We start from the raw sequence: 23,374 nt of genomic DNA on the forward strand, positions 1-23,374 counted from the left end.
ACGTCGCAGGCTGGTGACGACGGTCATGTTGGTCGCGCCGTTGCGCAGCAGGGGCTTGAGAAACAGCATCCGGGCGCGCTTGTTGGGGGTCACCTGCCACGCGAGGCTGTCGCCGATCGAGACATTTTCGATCCGCTCGTCGCCGCCGAATTCGATCATGATCTGCCAGCCGAGCGCGCCGTGGAGCGCGACCACCTGCTCGGGATTGAACAGGACATGCTGGATGTGCGGATCAACCGGGCCGGGCAGGGGGAGCGTTTCCCCCATCAGCGCAAACAGGCCGAGCGCGAGGAGCAGGGTTCGCTTCACTGGGTCATCCCCTCGGCATCGCGACGATAGCGGGTCACTTCGAAGCCGAGCGGATTCTCGAACCGGTCGGCGGCGCGCAGGGGCTTGTCGCTAAAGCCATAGGTGATGGCGCTGACATAGGGGCTTGAGCTGACCCCGCGTCCGCCGGCGACGGTGCGGTCGAGGTCGTAGCGGACGAGTGCGCTGCCCGCGGCGGTCAGCGACACACTCTTGATCCGCACCGCGAGGGTATCCCCGGGGGACAGGGTGTGGAGCGGGCTCGCGGGGTTCGCTGCCGCCATCGAGGCGATGTAGGCGGTGCGAACGTCGGGGCCCGACAACAACTGGACGCGGCGATAATTGGCGGCGAGGTCGCTCGCGTCGAAGGTCTCGCGGACACGGACATAATTGGCGAGCTGCGCTTGGATGACGGCCTCGTTCTGGGTCAGTCGGCCATTGGCGACGGTGGTCGCGACTTCGACGGCGCCGGTCTGCTTGTCGACCGTGAGGACGTAGGGTTGGACGGTCTTGAGAGGCACCAGCATCGCCAGCGCCAGCGCGAGGATGATCGCGATTCCTCCGGCAACCGCGGCAACGGTCCAGGCAAGCTTGCGCGCCCTGCGTTCGGACTCGACGCGCTCGTCGGCCCAGCCTTGGGCGGCCGCATAATATTTGTCGTGTTCGGTCATATATCCCTGCGGGCTGCGGCGCGTGAAGCGCGCGGAAGACGGGTACGCGGTGGTAGATAGGGTCGCGAGCCCGCCTCGGACGGATTCGACGCACTTGTGGCGCCCGCAATGGTGGTGCTGCCGCTGCGGATCTCACGCGAGCCGCGGGAGGCCGCCGCGACGGTGCGCTGGGTGCTTTCCTCGGCGTCGCGTCGTGCCGCGCTTTCGAGCGCGCGCGCCACAGGAGAGGCGGTGGCCGAGCGGGGGCCGGATAGCAACAGGGGACGCTCGGCGGCGATTGCGGAGGGAGCCGCATCGGCAACCGCAGCGCCGCCGCTGAAGCCCTTGCGCGGGAGCCGGATGCCGCGCGCGATGGTGGTTGCGGCGCGGGCCGAGGCGACGATTGCGATGCTGAACACGATCACGACCAGCGCGACCGGGGTGACGGTGTCTAGCTCGAACCGGCCGCTGGCCTGATCGGCGAGCATCCGGTCGAGCAAGGGGGAAAGGATCGCGAGTTCGATCGCACACAGGATCAGAACGAACAGCGGGACCAGTGCCGCCCCGGTCAATGCCCTCAGCCACCCCTCGAGCAACCCGCGCGTCGCATCGAACAGCAGGAATCCCGCCATTACCGGCGTGATCGCGAGCAGCAGCGCGAGCAGGATCCGCGAGACGACCAGCAGACCGACGGTCGAGAGCGTTAGCAGGAAGGAGGAGACGTTTAGCGCCATCGCCGCGGTCGGGGCTCCACCGACCAGCGGCGAGGCAATCCCGGCCCTCGTTCGCCAGCCGACATTGCCCTGCTCGATCCGGTCGAGCGCGGATTGCACCCCATCGAGCGGTGCTGGCGCATCGATCGCCACGACGAGTTCGCTGGCGATGCGCGACGGGGCGCGGGCGAAGGCGTCATAGGCGAGCGCCTGGAACGAGGACCATGAAGCGGCCAGGAGCAGGACGACCCCGAGGCGGATGGCGAGGCCGGTGACGTCGCTGAGCGCAAGTCCCTTGCCGAGCAGCAGGCGGTATCCATAGAGCGCGACGGCAATGACCATCAGCGAGGTCAGTACCGTGGCGGTCGCGGCGCCTGGCGTGGACAGCGCGGAATAGCCGCGCTCGACGAGGCTCGAGGCCTGACAGTCGGTGTTGGCGAGCAGGTCGGCGACGAGGCCGGGGGCTCCGGCTGGGGCACACAGGTCGGGGTTCATGCCGCCGCCACCAGTCTGGGAAGCCAGTCGGCGGGATCGTCACCAACCTCGGCGCGAAGCTTGTCGAGCAGGCGCACCGTCGTCTCACGCCCCGACAGCACCGTCAGCAACTGCGGTTCGGAACCGAGGTTGAGCCGCACCACGACGCTGTCGGTGCCATGCTTGACGAGGAAGGCGCGCGCGGTCTCGGGCATCGAGCGGACGATGTCATACTCGGTCTCGGTCAACCCGAAGCCGTCGATATAGTCGGACGCCTGCGCGCTCGAATTGGCCATGAAGACCTGCGTCCCCGCCTGTTCGATGATCGCGCTGGCGATGCGGCTTTGCAGCGCGTCGGAGGCCGATTGGGTGGCGAAACCGACGATCCCGCCGCGCTTGCGGATGGTCTTTTCCCAGTCGCGGATGCGCGCCACGAACACTTCGTCGTCGAGTGCCTTCCAGCCTTCGTCGACGACGATGATCGTCGGCTTGCCGTCGAGCCGTTCCTCGACGCGGTGGAACAGGTACAACATCGTCGGCGCGCGCAGCGCTGGCTGGTCGAGGACCGCGGTCATGTCGAACCCGAGCGTCGGGGTCGCGAGGTCGAGGCGGTCCTCCTCATTGTCAAACAGCCAGGCGAATTCGCCCGCCGAATGCCATGGCGCAAGCCGCGCGGCGAGATCGCCCGCCGAGGCGCGCCCGCGCCCGCGGAACAGCTCGGCGACGTGGCGCAGGCGGCGCAGCTCGCGCGGGCCCGCCATCGCGGTGTCGATCGCCTCGACGATCCAGCCGGTCTCCTCGACGTTCAGCGGTTGGCCCTCGCCGACCGCGAGCCGGGCGAGCCATTCGGCGAGGAAGCGGCGGTTGACTGGCGTGTCGGGCAGCGCGAGCGGGTTCATCCGCGTCGGCTCGCCCGGGCGCAGCGCCTCGTAGGTGCCGCCGATCGCGCGCAGGAAAATCTCGGCGCCGCGATCCTTGTCGAAGAAGACGATGCGCGGGTCGAACCGGCGCGCCTGCGCGAGGAGGAAGGCAAGCACCACGGTCTTGCCCGATCCCGACGGCCCGATGACGGTGAAATTGCCGAGATCACCGCGATGGAAATTGAAGAAATAGGGTCCGGCGGCGGTGGTCTCGAACAGGGTGACGGCGTCGCCCCAATGATTGCCGTCGGGGCGACCAACGGGGAAATTATGCGCGCTGGCAAAGCCCGCGAAATTAGCGGTCGAGACGAGTGCGCGCCGGGCGATATAGTCGAAATTGCCGGGGAATTGCGCCCAGAAGGCGGCTTCGAGGCCTAGTTCCTCGCGCACGACGGCGAAGCCGGTTTCGGCCAGCGCCGCCTGCACCTCGCCGGTCGCCTGGTCGAGGCTTTCAGGGCTGTCGGCGCTGATCAGGATCGACAGATGATGCTCGCCGAATCCGGCGCGGCCGGCGGCGACATCGTCCTTGGCGGCGCTGAGTTCGGTGCGCAGCGACACCGCGGCATCGTCGGCCGAACGCATCCGGCGAAGCGCCAGGTCCATCCGCTCCTGCGCCGGGCCGCGGTCGACGAAGGCGAAGCTTTGCGTCACCTGCATCGCGAACGGAAGGCGGTAGATGTCGTCCAGCATCCCCGCCGAGGTCGTGCTTGGATAATCCTTGGCCGACAGGATCGCCGCGAACTCGGGCGGCTCGCCATCGACCGGGCCGAGCTCGATCGTGTCGGCGCCGAAGCTGATCGTTCGCCGCGGGACGGCGTGACCGAGGTCGCCGGTCGGAAGCAGCATCGGAGTCGCGGTGCCGTTGAACAGCGTCGCGAGGAATTCGAGCTGCTGCGACGCGAGCCCGCTCGGCAGGTCGTAGGCGGTGAGCAGTCGCGGGCCATAGGGCTCGAGCGCGGCCATCAGCTGCTCGCGGGCTTGCGATAGAAGACGCAGATCGGCGCCGCGCTCGCCCTGGTCGGACCGGCTGCCCGCGACCCCGAGCAATTTCTCCGCCCACCCAGCGCGACCGCGCAACGGGCGTACGATCAGCGTCAGGTAGAGGTCGTTGACGAACAATCTGCGGGTGGCGAGACGGTCGCGCCATGCTTGGTCGAGGCTTGCGCTGAACGGGTCGCCGAACTGGCCCTCGAAGCGTGGTTCGACCGCACGGCGCACGACATGGTGGACGATCGCGAAGCGCGACGAGCCGATCGACTGGAACATCGCATCGCGCACCGCGAGCCGTGAATCGAGGTCGGCGCGGCCGATCGTCTCGAACGGCAGGCCGTCGAGCTTGATGACCTGCATCATCTGGCCGTTGCGGGTCAGCAGCGTATGGTCGTCGACCTGCGCCAGATAGGGGAGGTGGACCCCCGCCGCGACTTCCTTCCGGGCGGCGCGGTTACGGGCAGTAAACATTGGCGCCCCGCAACTTGTAATTGGCGACGCGCGGGGTGCGGCGAAGGCTAGTCATCCACAGCGCCATGACGTGGGGATCGCGCAAATGCGCTGCATAGCCGAGCGCGTGGATAATCACCGCCGGGAGCAGAGCGAGCGGGGACTTGAACACCAGAAACAGCTCCGCCGCGACGATCCCGTTCATGACGAAGAACGGGTAGGTCACGCCTGCCACCATCTGCGGCCGGGCCAATGCGCGGAACAGCGGGTCGGCCATCTAGCCGGCGACCGAGCGAATGCCGCCGACGATCGACGCCGCGCCGAACAGGATGAACAACCCGACAACGACTGTTGCGCCATATTTCCAGTTTATCCGTCCGGTCAGCATCATGAACCCAACGGCGGCGACCGCAATGACTGCAACGGCGGTCGCGACATTGCCGAGCAGCGTGCCTTGAAGCCAATCGACCGCGCCAATGATCGGGCCTGAACCGGCGGGGTCGGGGGCGGCATATTGCGCGTCGGCGCGGGCCGCGGCGAACAGCGTCAGGACGGCGGCGGGAATAAGCTTTTTCACAGTGAAGGCACCTCGATGAGCATGAGATCAACCCGGCGGGCGATCGGCGTTGCGGCAATTTTTCGGAGGACGATCGAGGCGGGCGCGACCTGATACCGTGACATGATCTGCGCGACATAGGCTTGCGTCTCGGCATAGGGCGGGATCCCGCCCCAGCGAAGCACTGCGCCCGGGCCCGCATTATAGGCGGCGAGCGCCAGCGGGACGCTCTGGAAGCGCGACAGCTGCCGCGCGAGATAGCGCGCCCCGCCATGGAGGTTGGCGTCGGGATCGAGCGGGTCGATGCCCATCTCGGCGGCGGTCGAGGGCATCAGCTGCATCACGCCGAGCGCGCCCTTGGGGCTGACCGCATTCTGGCGGCCGCGCGACTCTGTCCAGGCGACCGCGCGCAGCAGGTGGACGTCGAGCCCCTCAGCCTTGGCGGCACGCTCGTAGCGATCGACTTCCGGGGGGCGGATGGTGACGGTCGACGCAAGATCGCCAGCGACATCGCCGCCGATGAAGCGGGTAGGCTTGGCGAAAGTCCTCGCGGCGCCATCGTCTCCGATCTCGATCACCTGAGCTTGCGCGGGCGCGGCGAAGGACAAGGACGCGAGCCCGAACCAGAAGGCAAAGCGTAGCGGGCGATCGGAGCGGTCGGCCATAAGTCTCATTCCATATGATCGGGTTTGTAACCCGGCGTCGGGGTCAGGGAAACCATCGTCGCCAGAATCGCGACCGCGGTCAGCCAGCTGGCCAGCACTTTCACGCCGATGCCCCAGCCGCGGACGACGATCGGGCGACCGACGACGAGTAGCAGCACGCAAGGCAGGGCGATCGCGAGGTCGCTTGCCTTGCCCGCCACCGCGATCACTGCGCCGGCCCACAGCCCGGCATTGGCAGCGGCGGCAAGGAACGACGCTGACGGCAGGTCGAGCGGGCGATGGACCAGCGCAGCGGTGGCGATGACGCTTAGCCAGCAGCCGACGAAGATCGGTTCGATCCAGCGCGCCGGCGGTCCGATCCACCATGTTCCCAATGCGACGATTGCCATCACGCCCGCAGCGATGAGCGCGCGGCGGAGCGGGATGAAGGCGAGCGCCACGCCGAGCGCCGCGATCAGGATCGCGGGAGGCAGGAATCCGCCCCTCATCGCGCGGCGACCCACAGGAAGCCGAGCCCGATCGCACACACCACGCCGCCGAGCCCGCGCAGGACCGTCTCGCCGCGCGGAAGCGCCGCGAGCGAGCCGATGGCGATCCCCGCGACATGAAGCGACCCCGTCGCCAGCACGAACCCGAGACTGTAACCGATCGGGTCGGCCGCAGAGGGCAGTTCGATGCCGTGGGCATAGCCGTGAAACAGCGCGAACAACCCGACCACCGCGCAGGCGATCCATGTCGGCGCCTTGACCGCGCCGAGGATTAGCGCTCCGAGCACACAGACCGAGACGGCGATGCCGATCTCGACCGGAGGCAGGCTAACGCCCGCCATGCCAACCCCCGCACCGATCGCCATCATGATCGGGAAGACCATCGGCAGCAAGTAAATCATCGGCTTTCCAAGAAAATATCCCCACAGGCCGACAGAGACCATCGCCAACATATGGTCGGGCCCAGTCAAAGGATGCTCGACTCCGGCAATAAAGCCGCCCGGTAACCCGGTTCCGGCATGCGCAACTGCCGGACCAGCAATCATTATTAGCGAGACACCGGCAATTGATTGCGCTATTAGTGACCGTCTTCGATATAAGGAACGATGCAGATGCGTGGGTTTGTTGCAACGATCATCGGCTTGTCGCTTGCCGGCACCGCATCCGCTCACGACTTCTGGCTGCAACCGCAAAGCTGGCAGACCGCGCCGGGCAATCCGCTGCCGTTTGTCGTCGAGGTCGGCCACGGCTCTTTCCGCCAGCAATGGGGTGCCGACGGTGGCCATTTGCTCGCGCTCAACGATCTCGCGCACGGCGGCGCTGTAGATGTCCGCCCGCTGTTCAAACCGGGGGGCGAAGTTCCCCACCTGACGCGCACTTTTCGCCGCGAGGGACTGCACATCGTCAGTCTCGTCTCGACCAACGCCGCGAGCGACCTGCCGGCGATCCGCTTCAACGATTATATCAAGGCCGAGGGGCTGACCCCGGCGATCGACGCACGCACCCGCAGCGGCGCGATGAACAGCAACGGCCGCGAACTCTACAGCCGCCGCGCAAAGGCGCTCGTTCAGGTCGGACGGCCGAAGCCGAGTGACGACGCGCTCGCCACGCGTGCGCTCGGCCTCACGCTCGAGATCGTTCCGCTGCGCAATCCTTACTCGTTGGGCGCCGATCATGTCCTCCCCATCCAGATCCTCTACGAAGGCCGTCCCTTGCCTGGTGCACTGGTGAAACTCACCAGCCTTGAATTCGACGCAAAGCCCCTGCGCGTGGTCCGCTCGGATGCCAAGGGTCAAGCCACTTTCGAGGTGCCGCCAGTCGGATCTTGGCTCGTCAACGTCATCTGGACCAAGCCAATCGCATCGCGCGGCGCCGACTTCCTGACTACGTTCTCCAGTCTCACCTTCGGTTACGCCGCCAAACGCGGTCGGTAAGCGAAAGCCCGGCGATCGCTGGATCACCGGGCTTCCCTTTTTCATCACGGCGTGATGTCGATCGGATCGTTGGTCAAAGTGACCGGGACGATGTCGCCGTCGCTGACGCTCGCCGGCTCCGAATTCATCGCCGCGCGGAAGTCGATCCCGAACGGGATGCCGAACTTGTCCTCCTGCGCGGTCGTGACGACCACCGGCGGGGTGATGACGGAATCGGATCCTCCGCCGCCTCCCCCGCCGCAAGCGGCGAGGGGAAGCGCGAGGGCCGTTCCGATAAGTGCGCGTTGCACCAGTTGCTTCTTGGTCATGCTCTTTCCTTCCGCTTACGGCTGGGTCTGCGGACGCGGCGAACCGCGCAGCGGAGCACCAAGGTACGGGAAGGCCTGCGTCAGATAGCTGCCCGTGGCGCTGCTCGGGGCGCCATCGGTAAACGGCACCTGGCCCGAAGGCGCGTCGGCCGGCGCGCACAAGGCGAGGTCGGTCGGCGTACCTGCGATCGGGACCGGATAGCATAACCGGCCCATGGCAACGCGAAGGACGACGTCGACGACGTCATCGCCGGGACGACGACCGTTGGGGAAGCCGGCCAAATCGTTGCCGGCGACGCCAAGGCTGCTCTGGCTGGCGGCGGGCGTAGCGGTAATCGTCGTATTGAGACGGATCATCTCCGACGGGGTGACCGCCTTCAGCTGGTTGAGTGTCGCGATTCCGGTCAGGAAGGTCGCGACCAGATCTTTACGCGGGAAGTTGGTCGGCGCCTTGATCCCGGCCCCGCCGAACAGCACCTCGAGGATTGCCGGGAAGGTCGGGTTGGTGACGTAATCCGCCAGCGCTCCGTCCTGCGTCGGCTTTGCCGCGTTGAACAAATCCTTCTGGGGCAGGCCGATAACGAGCTCGTTGACGAGCGGCATGCCGAGACGCGAGACCTGCGTATAAGCGCCGCCTGACAACGTCGGATTCTTATAGGTTGGATTGGGCTTGTGAAGCTTGGCCTGCGGCAGGCTGGCAGTAGACCAAACGCCGATGTTGCCATTACCCGAACCGACGAGGCACGAGGTCGGGACCTCGATCGCAAGGGTCGTTACGTTGGCCTTTCCGATCAGTTCTTGATTGGCGTCGCTCTGGGCAATGCTGCCCTCGATCGGCACAAAGTTGACGAGATCGAAGATCGGCCCAAGGTTGACCGCGAAGGCTTCCTGGCGCTGGCCCGCGAAGACCCGGCCAGCGGTCGCGCAGCCCGGGATATTCACGTTGTAGATGAACTGGTTGGCATAGGCCGGATAGTTGGCGATGGTCTTGTTGCCGGAGTTGTCGAACGGCTTGACGAAGGTCGATCCGCCGCCGCTGGCATTGGTCACCGCGGCGCGCGTGCCCGTGGTAGCGCTGTCGGTGACGAGGGTGAGCGTATATTGCTCATCTTCGCCAAGGTTGGCGTCGAGCGGCTGCGAGATCGGCCCGATGGCCCTGAGCGCAATCGGAAGCACCTTGCCGCCGACGGTCACGGTCTTGCCGGTGTCGGACTTGAGCGTGTTGGTGAATTTGAACTGGAAGGTCAGATGTTGCTTGGCATCACCAGCATTGTCGACATGGATCTCGTAGATCGCGTCAGGGTCCATCGTGTAATAGTTGGGACCGGCGCCTGGATATTCGCCCGGCTGGAAATTGGCTATTAGAGTGGTGAACCCGGCGCGGCCGGTTTCGTAGCTGCGGAAGGCATATGTATCGGTGTTGTCGACCTTGGGCATTTTGGTGATGCCCGGTGCTTCGCGGTGGCTAGACGCGATTGCCGTGCCGGCAATGCATAGTGTTACCAACCCAATGGCGGATGTGATCCTAAAGCTATTGGTCATATTGAGCCTCCCGTGGCGCGTCTGTTGTTCGGGGAGATACGGACCGTTGGCGGGGAAGTTGCGAACGCCTGCGAACATTCGGCTTAACGTTAAGATAATTGATCGCTCAGGGGGTCGTCGAGGGCGGCAAAGGCGACAAACAAGCATCTGACGGGGTTTCGAGGCAGGCCGGTGAGATCGCCAGGAGGTCGGACCACCGCCAAGCCCCCGATCCGATCACGAGCGTCGTCGTGCGGCCCTGCTCAGGGATCGCGATAAATTGCGGACCGTTCGTGGGCGCGGCTCGACATTCGGGGGAGGCCTCGGTGACCACCTGCTCTACGACCCGACGAAGCGACGGGGTTGCCGGCGAGGCGATCGATCCGGGAGTACCCGCCAGCCACTCGCCGTTCCACAGCATCACCGCATCCGCCGACGTCCGGTAAGCGGGTGCAAGTGCCGCGAGCTCGGCCATCGCCGGAGGATCCTTGGCGATGGCCTCGGCTGAGCGGGCCGCAAGCGCACAACCACCGGCCTCTCCTGCTTGCGACCAATTTTGTTGCTCGGTTGGCGTGGGAAGCGGGCTTGGAAGGATGATTGCTGGGGCCGGTAATACGATCGCAGGCGGGGGCTTTGGGACGGTTGGCGGGGTTGCTGCACGCTTGCCGTCCGAGACCGAGATAAGGACGAGATCCCCTCCCGAATCGCGGCGCACTTGCTCCGTCAGCGGCCTGGTGGCGAGCCACAGCAACACGAGCAGATGGGCAGTGATGATGGAGATCAACACGCTTCCACGCTCGATGCGCTCGCGTCGGCGCAAGGGCCGAGCCCGCGGCGGATGGACAGAGGATCGCATTGAACGACGAGAATAATCGTCTCGGTCGGGCGGCCGCAACACTATTCGAATGACTGTTGGTTAAGGCAGCGAACGCTTGTCAGAGACCGGCGCTTACCGGCGACCGACCTCGAGCACTGTGAGTAATTCCAGCCGCTGTGCGGAGCGCGTCGGGTTGAAGCACCTCGACCCAGTCATAGCCGACTCTGAGCAAGCCATCGGTCTGGAACTTGTTGATGATCTTGTTGATCTGGACGGTACTTCGGCCGAGCGATCGAGCGAGGACTCGTTGGCCGATAGGGAGACTGAAGCGGCCGTTTTCACACCAGCCGGCGCGAACCGAGCGCTCGAAGAACTCATTTAAGAGGTGGGCGACACTTCGCGTCGTCGAGCCATTCGTCAATCGCGTCAGATGATCAACGAGCAGCAGGCGATAGTCGCGTCCGCTACGAGCAATCATCGCAGCAGACTTCGGCGTGGTGGTCGCGCCCTCTTGCATAAGTGGCGAGGCATCTACGGTCCGCAGTGGCGTGAGGGTGACCACGTCGCAGCAGCCCGGCTCGAACAGGCCGGGGACGATGAAATCGCCGGGCATCAGGAAGAGAAAGATCAGTCGCTGGCCGTCGTCGGCATAGCGCACCCAACCCACCCAGCCGCTCGTAATGAGGCGAACCCCATTGGAAGCGTCTAGCACAGTATTGGCTGGATCATGCCGCGCGCTTCGCCAAAGGCCAAGGATCGTCGCCTGTTCGATGCCATCTGCCGAACCTTCGGTGATCGATCGGACCAGTCGCTCGAGGTTGCCGCGCTCGGCGCGCTGCTGATGGATCTGCAAACTTCGCCTCGGGACAATTGATTTCAGAGGCAAACCGACTTGTGGGTTGCAGGAATTGTCGCGCGCAAGGGCAAGAAGAGATTGAGTCAAGCACTCAGGTGACAAATCAGATTCAAGCACAGTGGGTCTCCGGAACGACAACCGACCGGAAGCTATTCGGTTCCTTTTCCGACCGTTTGCGATTCTCAGTTGTGGGGGCGCGAACAAACGGCATTCGGGGGCCTTGTAAATTATTCTTTTTGCTATGAAAATGAATTAATTCGCCCCACGCAGCCGTGGATATCCTTCGCAAACAAACGAATGGAAGCGCGCATTTGCCGCTTTCGGTCGGAGGTCGGGTTTCACGGCTCGCCGCGGCGGATGGCAATGGCAGTTGCCGAAGCTTGGCGCCTGCATCCAGCCCCAATAACGTCGCGGCAAAAGTGAAACAGAAATACCGCTTTATCCCGTCAGCTGCGTTTCGGCGGATGTAATAGATTGGATCGAGAGCACACACTCGTGGTTGCTTAGCTCGAATGTCACCTTTGCGTGGCTGCGACCTAAAAGCAGTTGGACCGCAATCGGCCAAACCCGGTCGTTCCAGTCTGTGAACATCGAAATGACCGGAAGTGGCCGAATGGAGCTTGGCCGGCTTTGCGAAGAACCCGCCGCTCGATTGGGTTCGAGCAGCGGGCCGATCGTTCAGTTGTGCGAAGTTAGAAGCTGGTTGATCCGGTGGCATTGGCCGAGCCGTTGGCACTGCCGTTCGCCAACGCGCTGGCATTCCCACTGTTGCCCAGCCCGTTTGCCGCGCCAAGCGCGCCTGACGCGGCCCCCGATGCCGAACCACGGGCGCTGGCCCCGGCCTGCACCGCCTGCTGACCCATTGCCGACGCAGCGCCCTGCGCCGTGCCCGTCGCCTGACCGGCGATCGCGCCGAGCTGGTCGGTGCCGAGCGCGTTCAGGCCGAAGCTCGCATTCTTGCTCGCCGAGGCACTGCCCGAGCCCGAACCGGCGAGGTTGGCGGCCTGGCCGAGCCCGCTCGCCGATGAGGCCCCGCTGGCCGCGCCGGAGATCGTGCCCGCAAGCCCGACGTCGCCGCTGGCCGAGCCGCTGCGCGTGTCGAGCGAGCGGCTGGCGCTGGCCGAGAGCGATTTGGTGACGCTTCCCGACACGCTGTTCGAGACATTGTTGGACAGGCCGTTGGTGACCGACCCGAGGACATTGCCGCCAAGGCTTCCGCCGAGCCCGCCGCTGCCCGAACCGCCGAGCGAACCCGCGCCATTGACCACGCCACCGAGATTACCGGTGACGCCGCCCATCAGCCCGCCACCGAGATTGCCGCCGCCGAGCAGCTGCGCCTGGGCGGGGATAGCGCTCGACCCGGCGATCAGCGCTGCGAGCAGAAGTTTCGATTTGATCATGATGATGTCTCCCTCGTCATCGGGGCGGTTCTTGCCCCAGTATCGAGAGAACGACGGCGCACGCGCGCTTCATCCCCGGGCCGACGATTTATTTCGCTCCGACCAGCCGCGGATCGATCCGGCAAGCGCGGCAGATGATGCCGCGGCCGACCCGTCCCTTGCCCGGCACGGCTTCGGCGGCGAGGCGCGCCGCGCTGCCCGTCAGCGCCAGCCGCGCGGCGACCAGCGGCGCGGCGAAGCTTGTCCCCCGTACCCGTGCAAAGCCTCGGCCCGGGAGCGCAGCGGCGAGATCGGCGCCGGGCGCGGCGAAATCGAGGTGAACAGCCTTTCCCGCCTCGGTCAGCGCCCGGTCGCGCGCGTCGACCGCGGTGACCGCAATCACCCCCGGGTAGGATGCGGGATATTGCGGCGGCGCGGCTGGGCCATCGTTGCCGACCGCCGCGACGACCGCGATCCCGCGCCGCTCGACCGCCTCGATCGCCCTGGCGAGCAGGCGGTTATTCGGCCCGACGAGGCTGATGTTGATCACTTGTGGCCGCTTCGCCGCGGCCCACGACAGGGCGCGCGCGACCGTTTCGGCCGAGCCTGCCGCGCGATTGCCGCCATAGACGTCGGCGACGATCAGCGACGCCCCGCGCGCGGCACCGTGAAATGGTCCCTGGTCGCCGACGATGAGCGAAGCGACCGCCGTACCATGTCCGGTCGGGGCGGGATTGCCGGCAAAACCCTTCTGCTCGATCGACGCACCGGCGAGCGACGGGTGCGACGCTACCGCCCCGTCGATCATTGCGATCCGCGTCGCGTTTCCGCCAGCACCACTCGCCAGCGCAGCTCCCGCCGCGACGGCAAGCCCGCCGCCGGCCGGCTCGAACAGATGATTGTAGTCGGCATCGATCCCCGGCGCCGCCTGCCGCAGCCGCTTCAGCGCCTCGCGCGCGCTTATCTTGCGCGGCGCCGACAGGATCGTCATGCGCAACCCCAGCTCGGCCGACCGCGCGTCGCGAAGCACGATGAAGCCCGCGCCGCGCGCCGCATTCAGCGACGCTTCGCCCAGATCGACCGCGACCAGCTCGCCGCGGCGGACCGGATTGCCGTCATTGTCCATTTCCAATGCCCGGCCGTTCTCGCGCACCAGCTCCCTCAGCCGTAGTCGGCGAATATCGAGCAGGCTCGCCGGATCGAGCCCCGCGACGCCCTCGACCGCCACCGTATCGAGCGTCCGCAGGACTCCGGGCGCAGAATTTGAAATTGCGCTCGACCCACCTGGCCCGCGCTCCCCGCCGAGCACGCCGCCAAGGACTGGCAAATTGCCGAGACCGCCGACCGCTTGGTTGATCGATGGCAACAGCTGCGCCGTCGCCGCGCTCGCGACCGAGGCAGCGACTAGCAACATGGCGGTGAACAGGTGACGGCGCGGTGCGGACATGACAGGACCTTTTAACGGCAAATGATGAATGGCTGTGGAGGAAACGAGCGCGGTTCGTCGTTTCATCCGCATGAGGTGCAATGAATCTCGATTTCGATCAGGGACTGGGGGCTTGCCTGCCGCGGCTGCGGCGGTTCGCGCACGCCCTGTCGCGCGATGCCGCCGATGCCGACGACCTTACCCAGCTGACATTGGAGCGGGCGCTTCGCTCGCGCGGCCAGTGGCAAGCGGGGACGCGGCTCGATTCATGGTTGTTCCGGATCATGCGCAACCTGTGGATCGACACGGCGCGCGCCCGTCAGCGCGCGGCGAAGGTCGAGGCGCCGCCGGAGGCCGGGCTGAATGTCGGTCACGACCCGCGGGCTGCAACCGACGCGGCGATCGACCTGGGCCGGGTCATGACGGCGATGGAGCGGCTCCCCGCCGAGCAGCGCGAAGTGGTCGCGCTGATCCTGATCGAGGGGTTCGGCTATCGCGAGGCAGCGGAAATGCTCGACGTGCCCATCGGCACCGTGTCGAGCCGCTTGCTGCGCGGGCGCACCGCGCTGATGAAACTGCTCGGCGAGGAGTGAGCCGATGACCGACGAGAAATTTTTTGCGTGGCTCGATGGCGAGCTGTCCGCAGCCGAGGCGGCCGAGGTCGCCGCCGAGGTTGCCGCCGACAGCGAACTTGCCGCGAAGGCCGAACATCATCGCGCGTTCGCGGCGCGGCTGAAGGAAGCGTTCGACCCGGTGATGGCCGCGCCCGCCCTGGCCATCCCGAGCGCGCAGGTCATCGATCTCGCCGCCGCGCGGCAACGTCGCCGCGGCTGGCTTCCGGCGCGCGCACAATGGGCGGCGCTAGCGGCCACGCTGGTACTCGGGCTGCTGACTACGAGCCTGTTCTTCGAGCGAGGGATCCTGACAACGCCGCATGGTGATCAGCCGGTCATGGCCGGGGGTGCGCTTGGTGCGGCGCTCGACACCCAACTTGCGAGCACGCCGGCTGCTGGCTCAGCGATCCGCATCGGCCTGACGTTCCGCGCCAAACAGGGCGCGATGTGCCGCAGCTTCACCCAGCCCGGCTCGTCGGGACTCGCCTGTCACGAGCAGGGCGGCTGGCGTGTCCGCGGGCTGTTCGCGACGGATGGCGCGCCCGACGGGAGTAGCGATTACCGGATGGCGGCCGGCCCGGACCCACGCCTCGCCACTCTGATCGACGAGACCATCGCGGGCGATCCCGTCGACGCTCGCGCCGAAGTCGAAGCGCGCACTAGGCGATGGCGCTGATGAAATGAGCAATCGCAGGGAGGTTCGAATAGCTCTCTGCCTGCATGGAAGTTCGTTGCGTCAAAGGCCAAGGGGATGTGGATGGGCGGGACCATTCCGCTCGCCTATGATGTCGCCGACCGCAAGCTGGTCGTCAACGAGACAGAGGCGCAGGCGATCCTCACCGCGTTCAGCACGAGTGCCGTGCGTGGACCCAAGCTGGTCTCGGGCAGCCTGTTGCAAGGTCTCATCGTCGATCGTCACGGACGGACGATGGGACCAGTCTATACTACGCGCAACGGCCAGCGGTTCCGCTATTATGTTACCCACCCAAGGACGATCAGGGAAGGCGACCCCGCACCCTATCGCCTTGCCGCCGATGCCATTGAGCTAGGCCGACCAGGATGCACTTCTGCTCCGCTAGCCGGCTTGCGGTTCAATCAATGCCGAGACACAGTTTTCGCGGCAAAGAGAAACGGCCGTAGGATTACCGCATGTTAGGCCGGCGCGACTTTCTCAGCCGGAGCATCGACACTTATGCCGTCATTATTTGGCGAGAATGCGCCATTTGGCCTAAGATATATTGAACATAAAGTCCAATGTTATCAGCCACTTAGAAGGTGGTGACCCCTACGAGAATCGAACTCGTGTTTTCGCCGTGAGAGGGCGACGTCCTAACCGCTAGACGAAGGGGCCGTGCGACACGCGCGCCGGGCTGGGGCGCTATGTCCGGTCTTGGCGGATTCGTCAATCAGGCGCGGCGGCGGGCGACCTGAGGGCGGTCCTGTTCGATCAGCCAGGCGCGGATCAGGGCAGCGATGCGGGGGGCCGAGCGACCGTCGCCGAACGGCAGCGCGGGGCGCGCCATCGCCGCCAGCGCGGCACGATCGGCGTGAAGCCGACGAACCTCGCTCAGCACCTTGCCGGTCGTGGTGCCGACGAGGATGGCATTGCCGCAGGCGATCGCTTCGGGTCGCTCGGTCTTGTCGCGCAGCACGAGCAGCGGGACGCCCAGCGCCGGGGCCTCTTCCTGGACGCCGCCCGAATCGCTGAGGACGAGGTCGGCGCGGCGGAGCCGGTCAATCATGGCCGGGTGACTGGTCGGCAGGGACAGGCAAATGCCCGGCTGGCCGGCGAACAGCAGGTGCATGACTTCGGCGACGCGCGGGTTGGGGTGAAGCACCACTTCGATCGCCGCGCAGCCTTCCGCGGCGAGCGTCACCAGCGCGACGGCGAGGGATCCCAGGCCGGGCCCCCAATTTTCGCGACGGTGACAGGTGACGACGATGTTGAGCGCGGCGCCGACGGCGGCCAGCTTGTGCGTCGCCCGGGGCAAGGTTGCGAGCGTCGCGTGCAGCGCGTCGATCCCGGTGTTGCCGGTGACGTGCACGGTGCCGCTGAACCCCTCCCGATGCAGGTTCGCGGCGGCGCCAGGCGTGGGCGCGAACAGCAGGTCGGCGATTTCATCGATGGCGATGCGGTTGCCCTCCTCCGGCCACGGCATGGCGCGGTCGTAGCTGCGCAGCCCGGCCTCGACATGGCCGATCGGCAGGCCGGCCTCATGCGCCGCCATCGCGCCGCCAAGCGCGCTCGACGTGTCCCCCTGTACGATGACGAGGTCGGGCTGCCGCCGGACGAGAACCGACGCGAGCGCGGCGGCGACGAGCGCGGCATGCTCGACCGGATCCTCGATCCCGGCACAGCCGAGTTCCTCGCACGGCAAGCCACCGAGGCCATGGTCGGCCGCGCGCAACCCGGGATGCTGTCCCGTCAGGACGAGATGCGGCGCGACCCCCGCCGCGGCGAGCGCGTGAGCAAGTGGAGCAAGCTTGATAGCTTCTGGACGCGTTCCAACGATTAGTTGGACGAAATAACCGCTCAGCGGTCCCCCTAGTCTTCGGCGAGGGGAGACTGGCTCAGATCGGCGGGTAACGCAAGCTTAGCGGAAATTGTCGGAGTAGGCCTGGAGCTTCAGGGTCGCCGGCGCGGCGGGAACGAGGTGATAGTCGAAGCCCTTGCGCGTCGCGTAGGCGATCGCCTCATCCTTGCTGTCGAACACCAGCCGGACCTGCGTTGGCGTGTCACCCGAGCCCGACCAGCCGGTCAACGGATCGGGGCGCATCGCCTGCTCGCGTTCGAATTCGAGCAGCCAGCGACCGGCCTTGGCCTTGCCCGACTGGGTCGTCTTGCGGTCGTCCTCGATGATGCGCGCGGTGGTCATGGGTGCGCGGTGCCGCAGGGCGCGGCGGGAATCAAGAGCCGCCGCGCGCTTGCGCCCGCTTCGTGCGCAGCGAGGCGACGGCAGCGGTGGGATCGTCGGGCCAGTTGTGGCGCGGATAGCGGCCGCGCATTTCCTTGGCGACCTCGCGCCACGATCCGGCCCAGAAGGCGGGCAGGTCTCGCGTGGTCTGGATGGGGCGGTGCCCGGGGGACGTGAGGGAGAGGATGAGGGGCACGCGGTCGCCGGCGACGGTGGGGTGGGCGGAGAGGCCGTAGAGGGCCTGGGGACGGAGTTCGACGGTTGGGCCGCCGGGGGCGGTGTAGTCGATCGCGTGGAAGGTGCCGGCGGGCGAGGCGAAGGCCGCGGGGGCGATCTTGTCGACCTGGCGTGCCGCGTCCCAGCTGAGGATCATGTCGAGGGCGGCGTGGAGCTGGCCGGGATCGATGGCGTCGAGTCGACGCTTGTTCGCGATGAGCGGGGGGAGCCAGTCGTCGAGGGTGGCGAGCAGGGCTTCGTCGGACAGGTCGGGGATGGCGGGGTCGTGCTGGCGAGCGAAGGCGGCGCGGGCGCGCAGCGCGGTCGCGGATTCGGGCCAGGAAAGGAGAGCGAGGCCGTGTTTGCGGACGGCGTCGAGCAGCGCCGCGGCAATCGCCTCGGCGGGGGGCGAGGGGTCTGGCGCAAAGGACAGGCGAAGCGCGCCGAGGCGGCGGCCGACGGTCGCGCTGATGGCGTTGGTGGCGGGGTCGAAGCGGACATCGGAGAAGCGGGTGATGCGGTCGGCAAAGAGGGCTTCGACGTCGGCTTGGTCGATCGCGGCGGCAGACATGATCCGCGCACCCGCGGCGGCACCGGCCACTTCGGCGACGGCGAGCCATTCGGCGCGGGCAAGCGGCGAGGCGGGGTCGAGACGGAACCCGCGGCCGCCGATCGAGGCGTAATGCTCGCCGGACGGATCGCGGCGGCGCGCGACACGGTCGGGGAAGGCGAGGGCAACGGCGAGGGGGAGCGCCTCTCTCCCGCCACGGGAGCGGGAAGTGGCGCGCTTCGCCCAACCTTCAGCCATTCTTCTTGCGGCGGTTGCGCGGGGGCTGCGGTCGGTTTTCCACCGACGCCACCTGGTCTCGAGGTCGGCATCGTTCCCGCCGAGCCCGCGTTCGGCGAGCAGCGCCGCGACTTCGGCGCCGACGTCGCCATAGCCGCGCGCACTCGTTTCGATCAGCATGTGCGCGAGGCGTGGTTCGAGGGGTAATGCGGCAATCGCCTTGCCGTGCGGGGTCAGTGCGCCCGCCTCGTCGATCGCGCCCAATCGCGACAGGCGGTCGCGTGCCTCGGCCAGGCCCGCCGCGCTTGGTTGGTCGAGGAAGGGGAGCTTCGTCGGGTCGGTCTCGCCCCACGTCAGGCACGTCAGCAGCAGGCTCGACAGGTCAGCATCGACGATCTGTGCCGGGTCGTGAGCGGGGAGGGCGGCGTTGGCGGCTTCCTCCCACAGGCGGATCGCGACGCCGGGTCGCTGGCGGGCGGCGCGACCGGCGCGCTGGGTCGCGGCGGCGCGGCTGGCCCGCTCGGTGACGAGGCGGGTGAGGCCGGCGCCGCGGTCGTAGCGCGGGCGCCGCGCGAGGCCGCTATCGACCACGATCGCGACATCGTCGAGGGTCACGCTGGTCTCGGCGATGGCGCTGGCGAGGACGAGCTTGCGCGTGCCGGGCGCGGGCGCGGCGAGCGCGGCGCGCTGGGCGGCGGGGTCGATCTGGCCGTGGAGGCGGTGGAGGACGATGCCGGGCGCAAGTTCGCCGAGCGCGGTCGCGGTGCGCTCGATTTCGGCGACTCCGGGGAGGAAGGCGAGCAGCGACCCGTCATGCTCGGCCAGTGCGCGGCGGATCGCGGCGGCCATCTGCGGCTCGATCTTCGCGGTCGGATCGCGGCCGATGTGGTTGAGGGTGAGCGGGAAGCTGCGCCCCTCGCTCTCGATCACCGGCGGGTTGCCGAGCAAGCGCCCGAACCGCTCGCCGTCGAGGGTGGCGGACATGGCGAGGATGCGCAGGTCGGGGCGCAGTGCTCCGGCCGCATCGAGCGCGAGGGCGAGCGCGAGGTCGCTGTCGAGGCTGCGCTCATGAACCTCGTCGAACAGCACCGCCGACACGCCGCCGAGCTCTGGGTCGGCCTGAAGCCGGGCGAGGAACACGCCGTGGGTCATCACGATCACCCGGCTCGCCTTGCCGACGCGGGCATCGAGGCGGGTGGCGTAACCGATGGTGGCGCCCGGCTCCTCGCCCAATGCGCGCGCCATATATTCGGCGGCGGCGCGGGCGGCGAGGCGGCGCGGGACAAGCAGCAGGACCTGGCCGCTGCACCACGGCTCGGTGAGCAGCGCGGGGGCGACGCGCGTGGTCTTGCCCGCGCCAGGCGGAGCGATGAGGAGCGCCCGCGGGCCGTCGCGCAACGTAGCGAGCAGGTCGGGCAGGACCGAGTCGATCGGGAGCTGATGGTCGCTCATCGCCGGCCAACATGGACAACATGGACACTAGCTACAGTTATTATTCTGCCGGGGGGGTGCATCTCGCAGAGGTTGGGCAAGGCCGGGGCGCGAGGGTGCGGCATGATCGCGCTGTGACAGATCGCGGCGCTGTAGGACAGCGGCGTCGTCGGGCCTTAGTAAGCGCGGGCTACCGCGAATTCGACCGCTTCAACCATCGCCGCTTTCGCGCGGCTGGGGGCGAAGGGGGCGAGGGCGTCGGTTGCGCGGCGGCCGTAGTAGCGGGCGCGCTCCAATGTGTCGGCGATCGCGCCGCTGCTCCGCAACAGGGTGACGGCGTGGGCGAGATCGTCGTCGGCGACGCGGTCGCCGGATACGGCGGCCTGCCAGAAGGCGCGGTCGTCGGCGGACCCGCGGGCGTAAGCTAGAATCAGGGGGAGGGTCATCTTGCCCTCGCGGAAATCGTCGCCGAGGCCCTTGCCCATGGTTGCTTCGTCGCTGGTGTAGTCGATCGCGTCGTCGACCAGCTGGAAGGCGATGCCGAGGTAGCGGCCATAGGCGTCGAGCGCGTCCTCGGCGGTTTCACCCGCTTCGGCGACGACCGGGGCGATACGGCAGGCGGCGGCAAACAGCGCGGCGGTCTTGGCCATGATGATCGCGAGATACTGGTCTTCGCCGGTGTCGAGGCGGCGCTGGGCGGTGAGCTGGTCGACTTCGCCCTCGGCGATCACGGCCGAAGCGTGGCTGAGAATCTTGAGCACTTTCAGGCTGCCGTCCTCGACCATCAATTCGAACGCGCGGCTGAACAGGAAATCGCCGACCAGCACGCTGGCGGGGTTGCCCCAGATGAGGTTGGCGGTGCGCTTGCCGCGGCGCATGGCGGAGAGGTCGACGACATCGTCGTGGAGCAGGGTCGCGGTGTGGATGAACTCGACCGCGGCGGCGAGCTTGTGGTGGCGCGTGCCGGGGTAATCGAGGAGCGCGGCGCTGGCGAGGGTCAGCATCGGCCGCATCCGCTTGCCGCCGCCGGCGATGAGGTGGCCGGCAAGCTCGGGGATCAGGGCGACCTTCGACTGCATGCGGTCGAGGATGACCGCGTTGACCGCGTGCATCGGCTCGGCGGTGAGGGCGAGCAGCGGGGCGAGGCTGGGCGCACGTCGGTCGGCAAGGGTCGAGACGGTGGCGGTCACGCTGCGCAATTAGGAGGGCGCAGCGGGGAGGGCAAGGTCGTTGGTCAAAGAGCCGCCTTCCCGCTTTTGCGGAAACGACGGCGGCGCTCGTCGAATGGCCAATTGAAAGCAGGCCCGGCGCGGCTTACCTATCGCTTCCTTAGGCCATTCAGGGGTTTCACATGACTGCACTTCGCCGCTTCGGTCTTCTCGCTCCCCTCGCCGCGCTCAGCCTGTCGGGCTGTGGGCTCAATTCGATCCCGACCGCGGAGGAGAATGTCAACGCCAAGTGGGGTCAGGTGCAGAGCGAGTATCAGCGCCGGTCCGACCTCATCCCGAACCTCGTTTCGACGGTAAAGGGCTACGCCAAGCAGGAATCGACCGTGTTGATCGAGGTGACGCAGGCGCGTGCCGCCGCGGGATCGATCAAGCTCAGCGCCGACGATCTTAGCGACCCGGCCAAGGTCAAGGCGTTCAACGACGCTCAAAACCGGGTTTCGGCGGCGATCATCCCGCTGCAGCGATTGCAGGAGGCCTATCCCGACCTCAAGTCGAATGCCAACTTCCTGACCCTGCAGAGCCAGATCGAAGGGACCGAGAATTCGATTCTCGTCAGCCGCAAGGATTACAACGAGGCGGTGCAGGCGTATAACACGCGCATTCGGACCTTCCCCGACGCGATCGGCGCGAAGATCTTTTACGGCGCCAAGCCCAAGTCGATGTTCGAGGCCTCGTCTGGCTCGCAGGCCGCGCCCAAGGTCGATTTCGGCAATAACGGCTAGGGCGGATGATCCGCTTCCTCGCGGCGCTGTGGCTGGCGCTCGTCGCTGCGCCACTCGCCGCCCAAACCTTCCCCCCGCTGACCGGGCGCGTGGTCGATAACGCGCATCTGCTGAGCGTGCCGCAAACAATGGACATTACGTCGAAACTCGCCGCGCTCGAGGCAGGGAGCGGGCGGCAATTGGTGGTGGTAACGGTGCCGAGCCTCGAGGGGCGTCCGATCGAAGATTACGGCTATCGGCTGGGGCGGACCTGGGCGATCGGGCAGAAGGGCAAGGACGACGGGGTGATCCTGCTCGTCGCGCCCGCCGAGCGCAAAGTGCGGATCGAGACGGGCTATGGCGCGCGGGTGTTCGTCACCGACGCGGTGTCGAGCGTGATCATCCGCGAGGCGATCCTGCCCAAATTCAAGGCGGGCGACATGGGCGGCGGGGTGGTCGCGGGGACCGACCAGCTGGTCCAGTTCATGTCGCTTCCGGCAGCCGAGATGCAGAAGCGCGCGGCGGCAATCGGCGAACGGGAGAAGAGCCGCGCAAGCGCGGGGCCGGGCCTCGTGCCGATCATCTTCTGGATCATCATCATCCTGTTCGTGGTCATGCCGCTGGTGCGCCGCGCGGGCGGCAAGCGCTTTGGTAGTGGCGGCGTGGCGCCCGTGATCCTGTGGGGTCCGGGGCTGGGCGGCGGCGGCGGCGGGTCGAGCTGGGGCGGTGGTGGCGGCTGGGGCGGCGGCGGTGGCGGCGGCTTCTCGGGCGGTGGCGGATCGTTCGGCGGCGGCGGATCGTCGGGGGGATGGTGATGCTCAAGCTAAGCGAAGCGGACCGCGCAATGATCGGCGCGGCGATTACCGCGGCCGAGATGAAGAGCGACGGCGAGGTCGTCGCGGCGGCGACCCCGTCAAGCGACGCCTATCATGATGTCGCGCTGCACTGGGCGGTGGCGCTGCTGATCGCGGTGCTGGCGTGGTTCGCGGCGTTTCCGGGGACGCTCGACCGGGTCGACGCATTTCTTTTCGGTGGCTGGCGCGCGGCTCCGGGGCCGCGCGAGCTGCTGACCTTGCTGATGGTGCTGGCGGTACTCAATTTCACCGTGGTGCTGCTCGTGCTGCGCATCCCGGCGTTGCGGATGGCGCTGACCCCGGCCTCGACCAAGCAGCGGCGGGTGCGACGGCGCGCGATCATGGTGTTCAAGGCGGGGGCCGAGCGGCGGACGATCGGGCGGACCGGGATATTAATCTACCTGTCGCTGGCCGAACACCGCGCTGAAATTGTCGCCGACGAGGCGCTGCACAAGGTTACGAACGAAGATCTGTGGGGCGAGGCGATGGCGGCGCTGGTCGCGGAACTGCGCGCGGGTCGCCCGGCCGAGGGGCTGGTCGCCGCGATCGGGATCATCGGCGAGGTGCTCGCTACGCATTTCCCCAAGACCAACGCCGACACCAACGAGATTCCGGACCGGCTGGTTGAACTGTGAGCTTGCCCGACGACGCTCCCGAACACTGGGATGCGCCGCT

The 23,374-nt window shown here is 67.1% G+C and carries 26 protein-coding genes and 1 tRNA gene; 7 read left to right on the forward strand and 20 right to left on the reverse strand.

Features of this window, described 5'->3' with window-relative positions:
• The 9 genes from Q0R27_RS05755 to Q0R27_RS05795 form a co-directional block, all read right to left on the reverse strand.
• A partial coding sequence (locus Q0R27_RS05755) for a TrbG/VirB9 family P-type conjugative transfer protein (RefSeq protein WP_293942113.1) occupies positions 1-309 on the reverse strand: 309 nt, incomplete at its 3' end.
• Positions 306-977: a type IV secretion system protein gene (locus Q0R27_RS05760; RefSeq protein ID WP_293942117.1), complete on the reverse strand. Its 672-nt coding sequence runs from the start codon at positions 975-977 to the stop codon at positions 306-308. The genes Q0R27_RS05760 and Q0R27_RS05755, both read right to left, overlap by 4 nt.
• Complete coding sequence (locus tag Q0R27_RS05765; RefSeq protein WP_293942120.1) at positions 974-2,164, reverse strand: type IV secretion system protein; 1,191 nt, start codon at positions 2,162-2,164, stop codon at positions 974-976. Before Q0R27_RS05765 ends, Q0R27_RS05760 begins: the two co-directional genes overlap by 4 nt.
• Entirely contained in the window at positions 2,161-4,524 is a 2,364-nt protein-coding gene (locus tag Q0R27_RS05770) for a VirB4 family type IV secretion system protein (RefSeq protein ID WP_293942123.1), read from the reverse strand. Before Q0R27_RS05770 ends, Q0R27_RS05765 begins: the two co-directional genes overlap by 4 nt.
• On the reverse strand, positions 4,508-4,780 hold the full coding sequence (locus Q0R27_RS05775; protein WP_293942126.1) for a VirB3 family type IV secretion system protein: 273 nt from the start codon (positions 4,778-4,780) through the stop codon (positions 4,508-4,510). The genes Q0R27_RS05770 and Q0R27_RS05775 overlap by 17 nt, the downstream gene beginning before the upstream one ends.
• Positions 4,781-5,080, reverse strand: a complete 300-nt coding sequence (locus Q0R27_RS05780; RefSeq protein ID WP_293942129.1) for a TrbC/VirB2 family protein — start codon at positions 5,078-5,080, stop codon at positions 4,781-4,783.
• Positions 5,077-5,724 (reverse strand): lytic transglycosylase domain-containing protein, encoded by a 648-nt coding sequence (locus Q0R27_RS05785; protein ID WP_293942132.1) that lies wholly within the window; start codon positions 5,722-5,724, stop codon positions 5,077-5,079. The genes Q0R27_RS05780 and Q0R27_RS05785 overlap by 4 nt, the downstream gene beginning before the upstream one ends.
• A 5-nt stretch (positions 5,725-5,729) precedes the next feature.
• On the reverse strand, positions 5,730-6,212 hold the full coding sequence (locus tag Q0R27_RS05790; protein WP_293942136.1) for a hypothetical protein: 483 nt from the start codon (positions 6,210-6,212) through the stop codon (positions 5,730-5,732).
• Entirely contained in the window at positions 6,209-6,757 is a 549-nt protein-coding gene (locus Q0R27_RS05795) for a HupE/UreJ family protein (RefSeq protein ID WP_293942139.1), read from the reverse strand. Before Q0R27_RS05795 ends, Q0R27_RS05790 begins: the two co-directional genes overlap by 4 nt.
• Before the next feature lie 66 nt (positions 6,758-6,823).
• On the opposite strand from Q0R27_RS05795, the gene Q0R27_RS05800 reads away from it, so the two are divergent.
• Positions 6,824-7,645 (forward strand): DUF4198 domain-containing protein, encoded by an 822-nt coding sequence (locus Q0R27_RS05800; RefSeq protein ID WP_293942142.1) that lies wholly within the window; start codon positions 6,824-6,826, stop codon positions 7,643-7,645.
• Positions 7,646-7,689: 44 nt separating this feature from the next.
• Here the strand turns inward: Q0R27_RS05800 and Q0R27_RS05805 are convergent, their stop codons facing one another.
• The 6 genes from Q0R27_RS05805 to Q0R27_RS05830 form a co-directional block, all read right to left on the reverse strand.
• Positions 7,690-7,953, reverse strand: a complete 264-nt coding sequence (locus Q0R27_RS05805; protein WP_293942145.1) for a hypothetical protein — start codon at positions 7,951-7,953, stop codon at positions 7,690-7,692.
• Between the two features lie 15 nt (positions 7,954-7,968).
• Entirely contained in the window at positions 7,969-9,495 is a 1,527-nt protein-coding gene (locus tag Q0R27_RS05810) for a DUF4331 domain-containing protein (protein ID WP_293942147.1), read from the reverse strand.
• Between the two features lie 106 nt (positions 9,496-9,601).
• Positions 9,602-9,949, reverse strand: a complete 348-nt coding sequence (locus tag Q0R27_RS05815; RefSeq protein ID WP_293942150.1) for a hypothetical protein — start codon at positions 9,947-9,949, stop codon at positions 9,602-9,604.
• 460 nt (positions 9,950-10,409) lie between these two features.
• Positions 10,410-11,144 carry a Crp/Fnr family transcriptional regulator gene (locus tag Q0R27_RS05820; RefSeq protein WP_293942153.1) on the reverse strand — a complete coding sequence of 245 codons (735 nt, stop codon included), beginning with the start codon at positions 11,142-11,144 and terminating at the stop codon, positions 10,410-10,412.
• Between the two features lie 695 nt (positions 11,145-11,839).
• A complete protein-coding gene (locus tag Q0R27_RS05825) occupies positions 11,840-12,547 on the reverse strand; it encodes a hypothetical protein (protein WP_293942156.1) in 708 nt (235 codons plus the stop codon).
• Positions 12,548-12,635: 88 nt separating this feature from the next.
• Complete coding sequence (locus Q0R27_RS05830; RefSeq protein WP_293942159.1) at positions 12,636-13,973, reverse strand: S8 family serine peptidase; 1,338 nt, start codon at positions 13,971-13,973, stop codon at positions 12,636-12,638.
• 80 nt (positions 13,974-14,053) lie between these two features.
• Between Q0R27_RS05830 and Q0R27_RS05835 the strand changes: the two genes are divergently transcribed.
• The 3 genes from Q0R27_RS05835 to Q0R27_RS05845 all read left to right on the forward strand — a co-directional run bounded on the left by Q0R27_RS05835 (position 14,054) and on the right by Q0R27_RS05845 (position 15,722).
• Complete coding sequence (locus Q0R27_RS05835; RefSeq protein ID WP_293942162.1) at positions 14,054-14,545, forward strand: RNA polymerase sigma factor; 492 nt, start codon at positions 14,054-14,056, stop codon at positions 14,543-14,545.
• A 4-nt stretch (positions 14,546-14,549) separates the two neighbouring features.
• Positions 14,550-15,242, forward strand: a complete 693-nt coding sequence (locus tag Q0R27_RS05840; protein WP_293942165.1) for a hypothetical protein — start codon at positions 14,550-14,552, stop codon at positions 15,240-15,242.
• Between the two features lie 81 nt (positions 15,243-15,323).
• Positions 15,324-15,722: a hypothetical protein gene (locus Q0R27_RS05845; protein ID WP_293942168.1), complete on the forward strand. Its 399-nt coding sequence runs from the start codon at positions 15,324-15,326 to the stop codon at positions 15,720-15,722.
• A gap of 120 nt (positions 15,723-15,842) precedes the next feature.
• Here Q0R27_RS05845 and Q0R27_RS05850 read toward each other — a convergent pair.
• The 5 genes from Q0R27_RS05850 to Q0R27_RS05870 form a co-directional block, all read right to left on the reverse strand.
• Positions 15,843-15,917: transfer RNA gene (locus Q0R27_RS05850), tRNA-Glu, on the reverse strand.
• A gap of 55 nt (positions 15,918-15,972) precedes the next feature.
• Positions 15,973-17,103 (reverse strand): UDP-N-acetylglucosamine 2-epimerase (non-hydrolyzing), encoded by a 1,131-nt coding sequence (gene wecB, locus Q0R27_RS05855; protein ID WP_366079953.1) that lies wholly within the window; start codon positions 17,101-17,103, stop codon positions 15,973-15,975.
• A gap of 57 nt (positions 17,104-17,160) precedes the next feature.
• A complete protein-coding gene (locus Q0R27_RS05860; protein WP_293942171.1) occupies positions 17,161-17,442 on the reverse strand; it encodes an NADH dehydrogenase ubiquinone Fe-S protein 4 in 282 nt (93 codons plus the stop codon).
• A gap of 31 nt (positions 17,443-17,473) precedes the next feature.
• Positions 17,474-19,936: an ATP-dependent helicase HrpB gene (gene hrpB / locus Q0R27_RS05865; protein WP_293942174.1), complete on the reverse strand. Its 2,463-nt coding sequence runs from the start codon at positions 19,934-19,936 to the stop codon at positions 17,474-17,476.
• 155 nt (positions 19,937-20,091) lie between these two features.
• Positions 20,092-21,105 carry a polyprenyl synthetase family protein gene (locus tag Q0R27_RS05870; RefSeq protein ID WP_293942177.1) on the reverse strand — a complete coding sequence of 338 codons (1,014 nt, stop codon included), beginning with the start codon at positions 21,103-21,105 and terminating at the stop codon, positions 20,092-20,094.
• Positions 21,106-21,266: 161 nt separating this feature from the next.
• Between Q0R27_RS05870 and Q0R27_RS05875 the strand changes: the two genes are divergently transcribed.
• Genes Q0R27_RS05875 through Q0R27_RS05885 form a run of 3 tightly spaced genes read left to right on the forward strand, consistent with a single transcriptional unit; the run spans position 21,267 to position 23,334 of the window.
• A complete protein-coding gene (locus tag Q0R27_RS05875) occupies positions 21,267-21,866 on the forward strand; it encodes a LemA family protein (RefSeq protein ID WP_293942180.1) in 600 nt (199 codons plus the stop codon).
• Between the two features lie 5 nt (positions 21,867-21,871).
• Positions 21,872-22,660 carry a TPM domain-containing protein gene (locus tag Q0R27_RS05880; protein WP_293942183.1) on the forward strand — a complete coding sequence of 263 codons (789 nt, stop codon included), beginning with the start codon at positions 21,872-21,874 and terminating at the stop codon, positions 22,658-22,660.
• A complete protein-coding gene (locus tag Q0R27_RS05885) occupies positions 22,660-23,334 on the forward strand; it encodes a hypothetical protein (RefSeq protein ID WP_366079936.1) in 675 nt (224 codons plus the stop codon). Before Q0R27_RS05880 ends, Q0R27_RS05885 begins: the two co-directional genes overlap by 1 nt.
• The last annotated feature ends 40 nt before the right edge of the window (positions 23,335-23,374 follow it).

The organism is Sphingomonas sp. (assembly GCF_025362505.1).
Taxonomy (GTDB): Bacteria; Pseudomonadota; Alphaproteobacteria; order Sphingomonadales; family Sphingomonadaceae; genus Sphingomicrobium.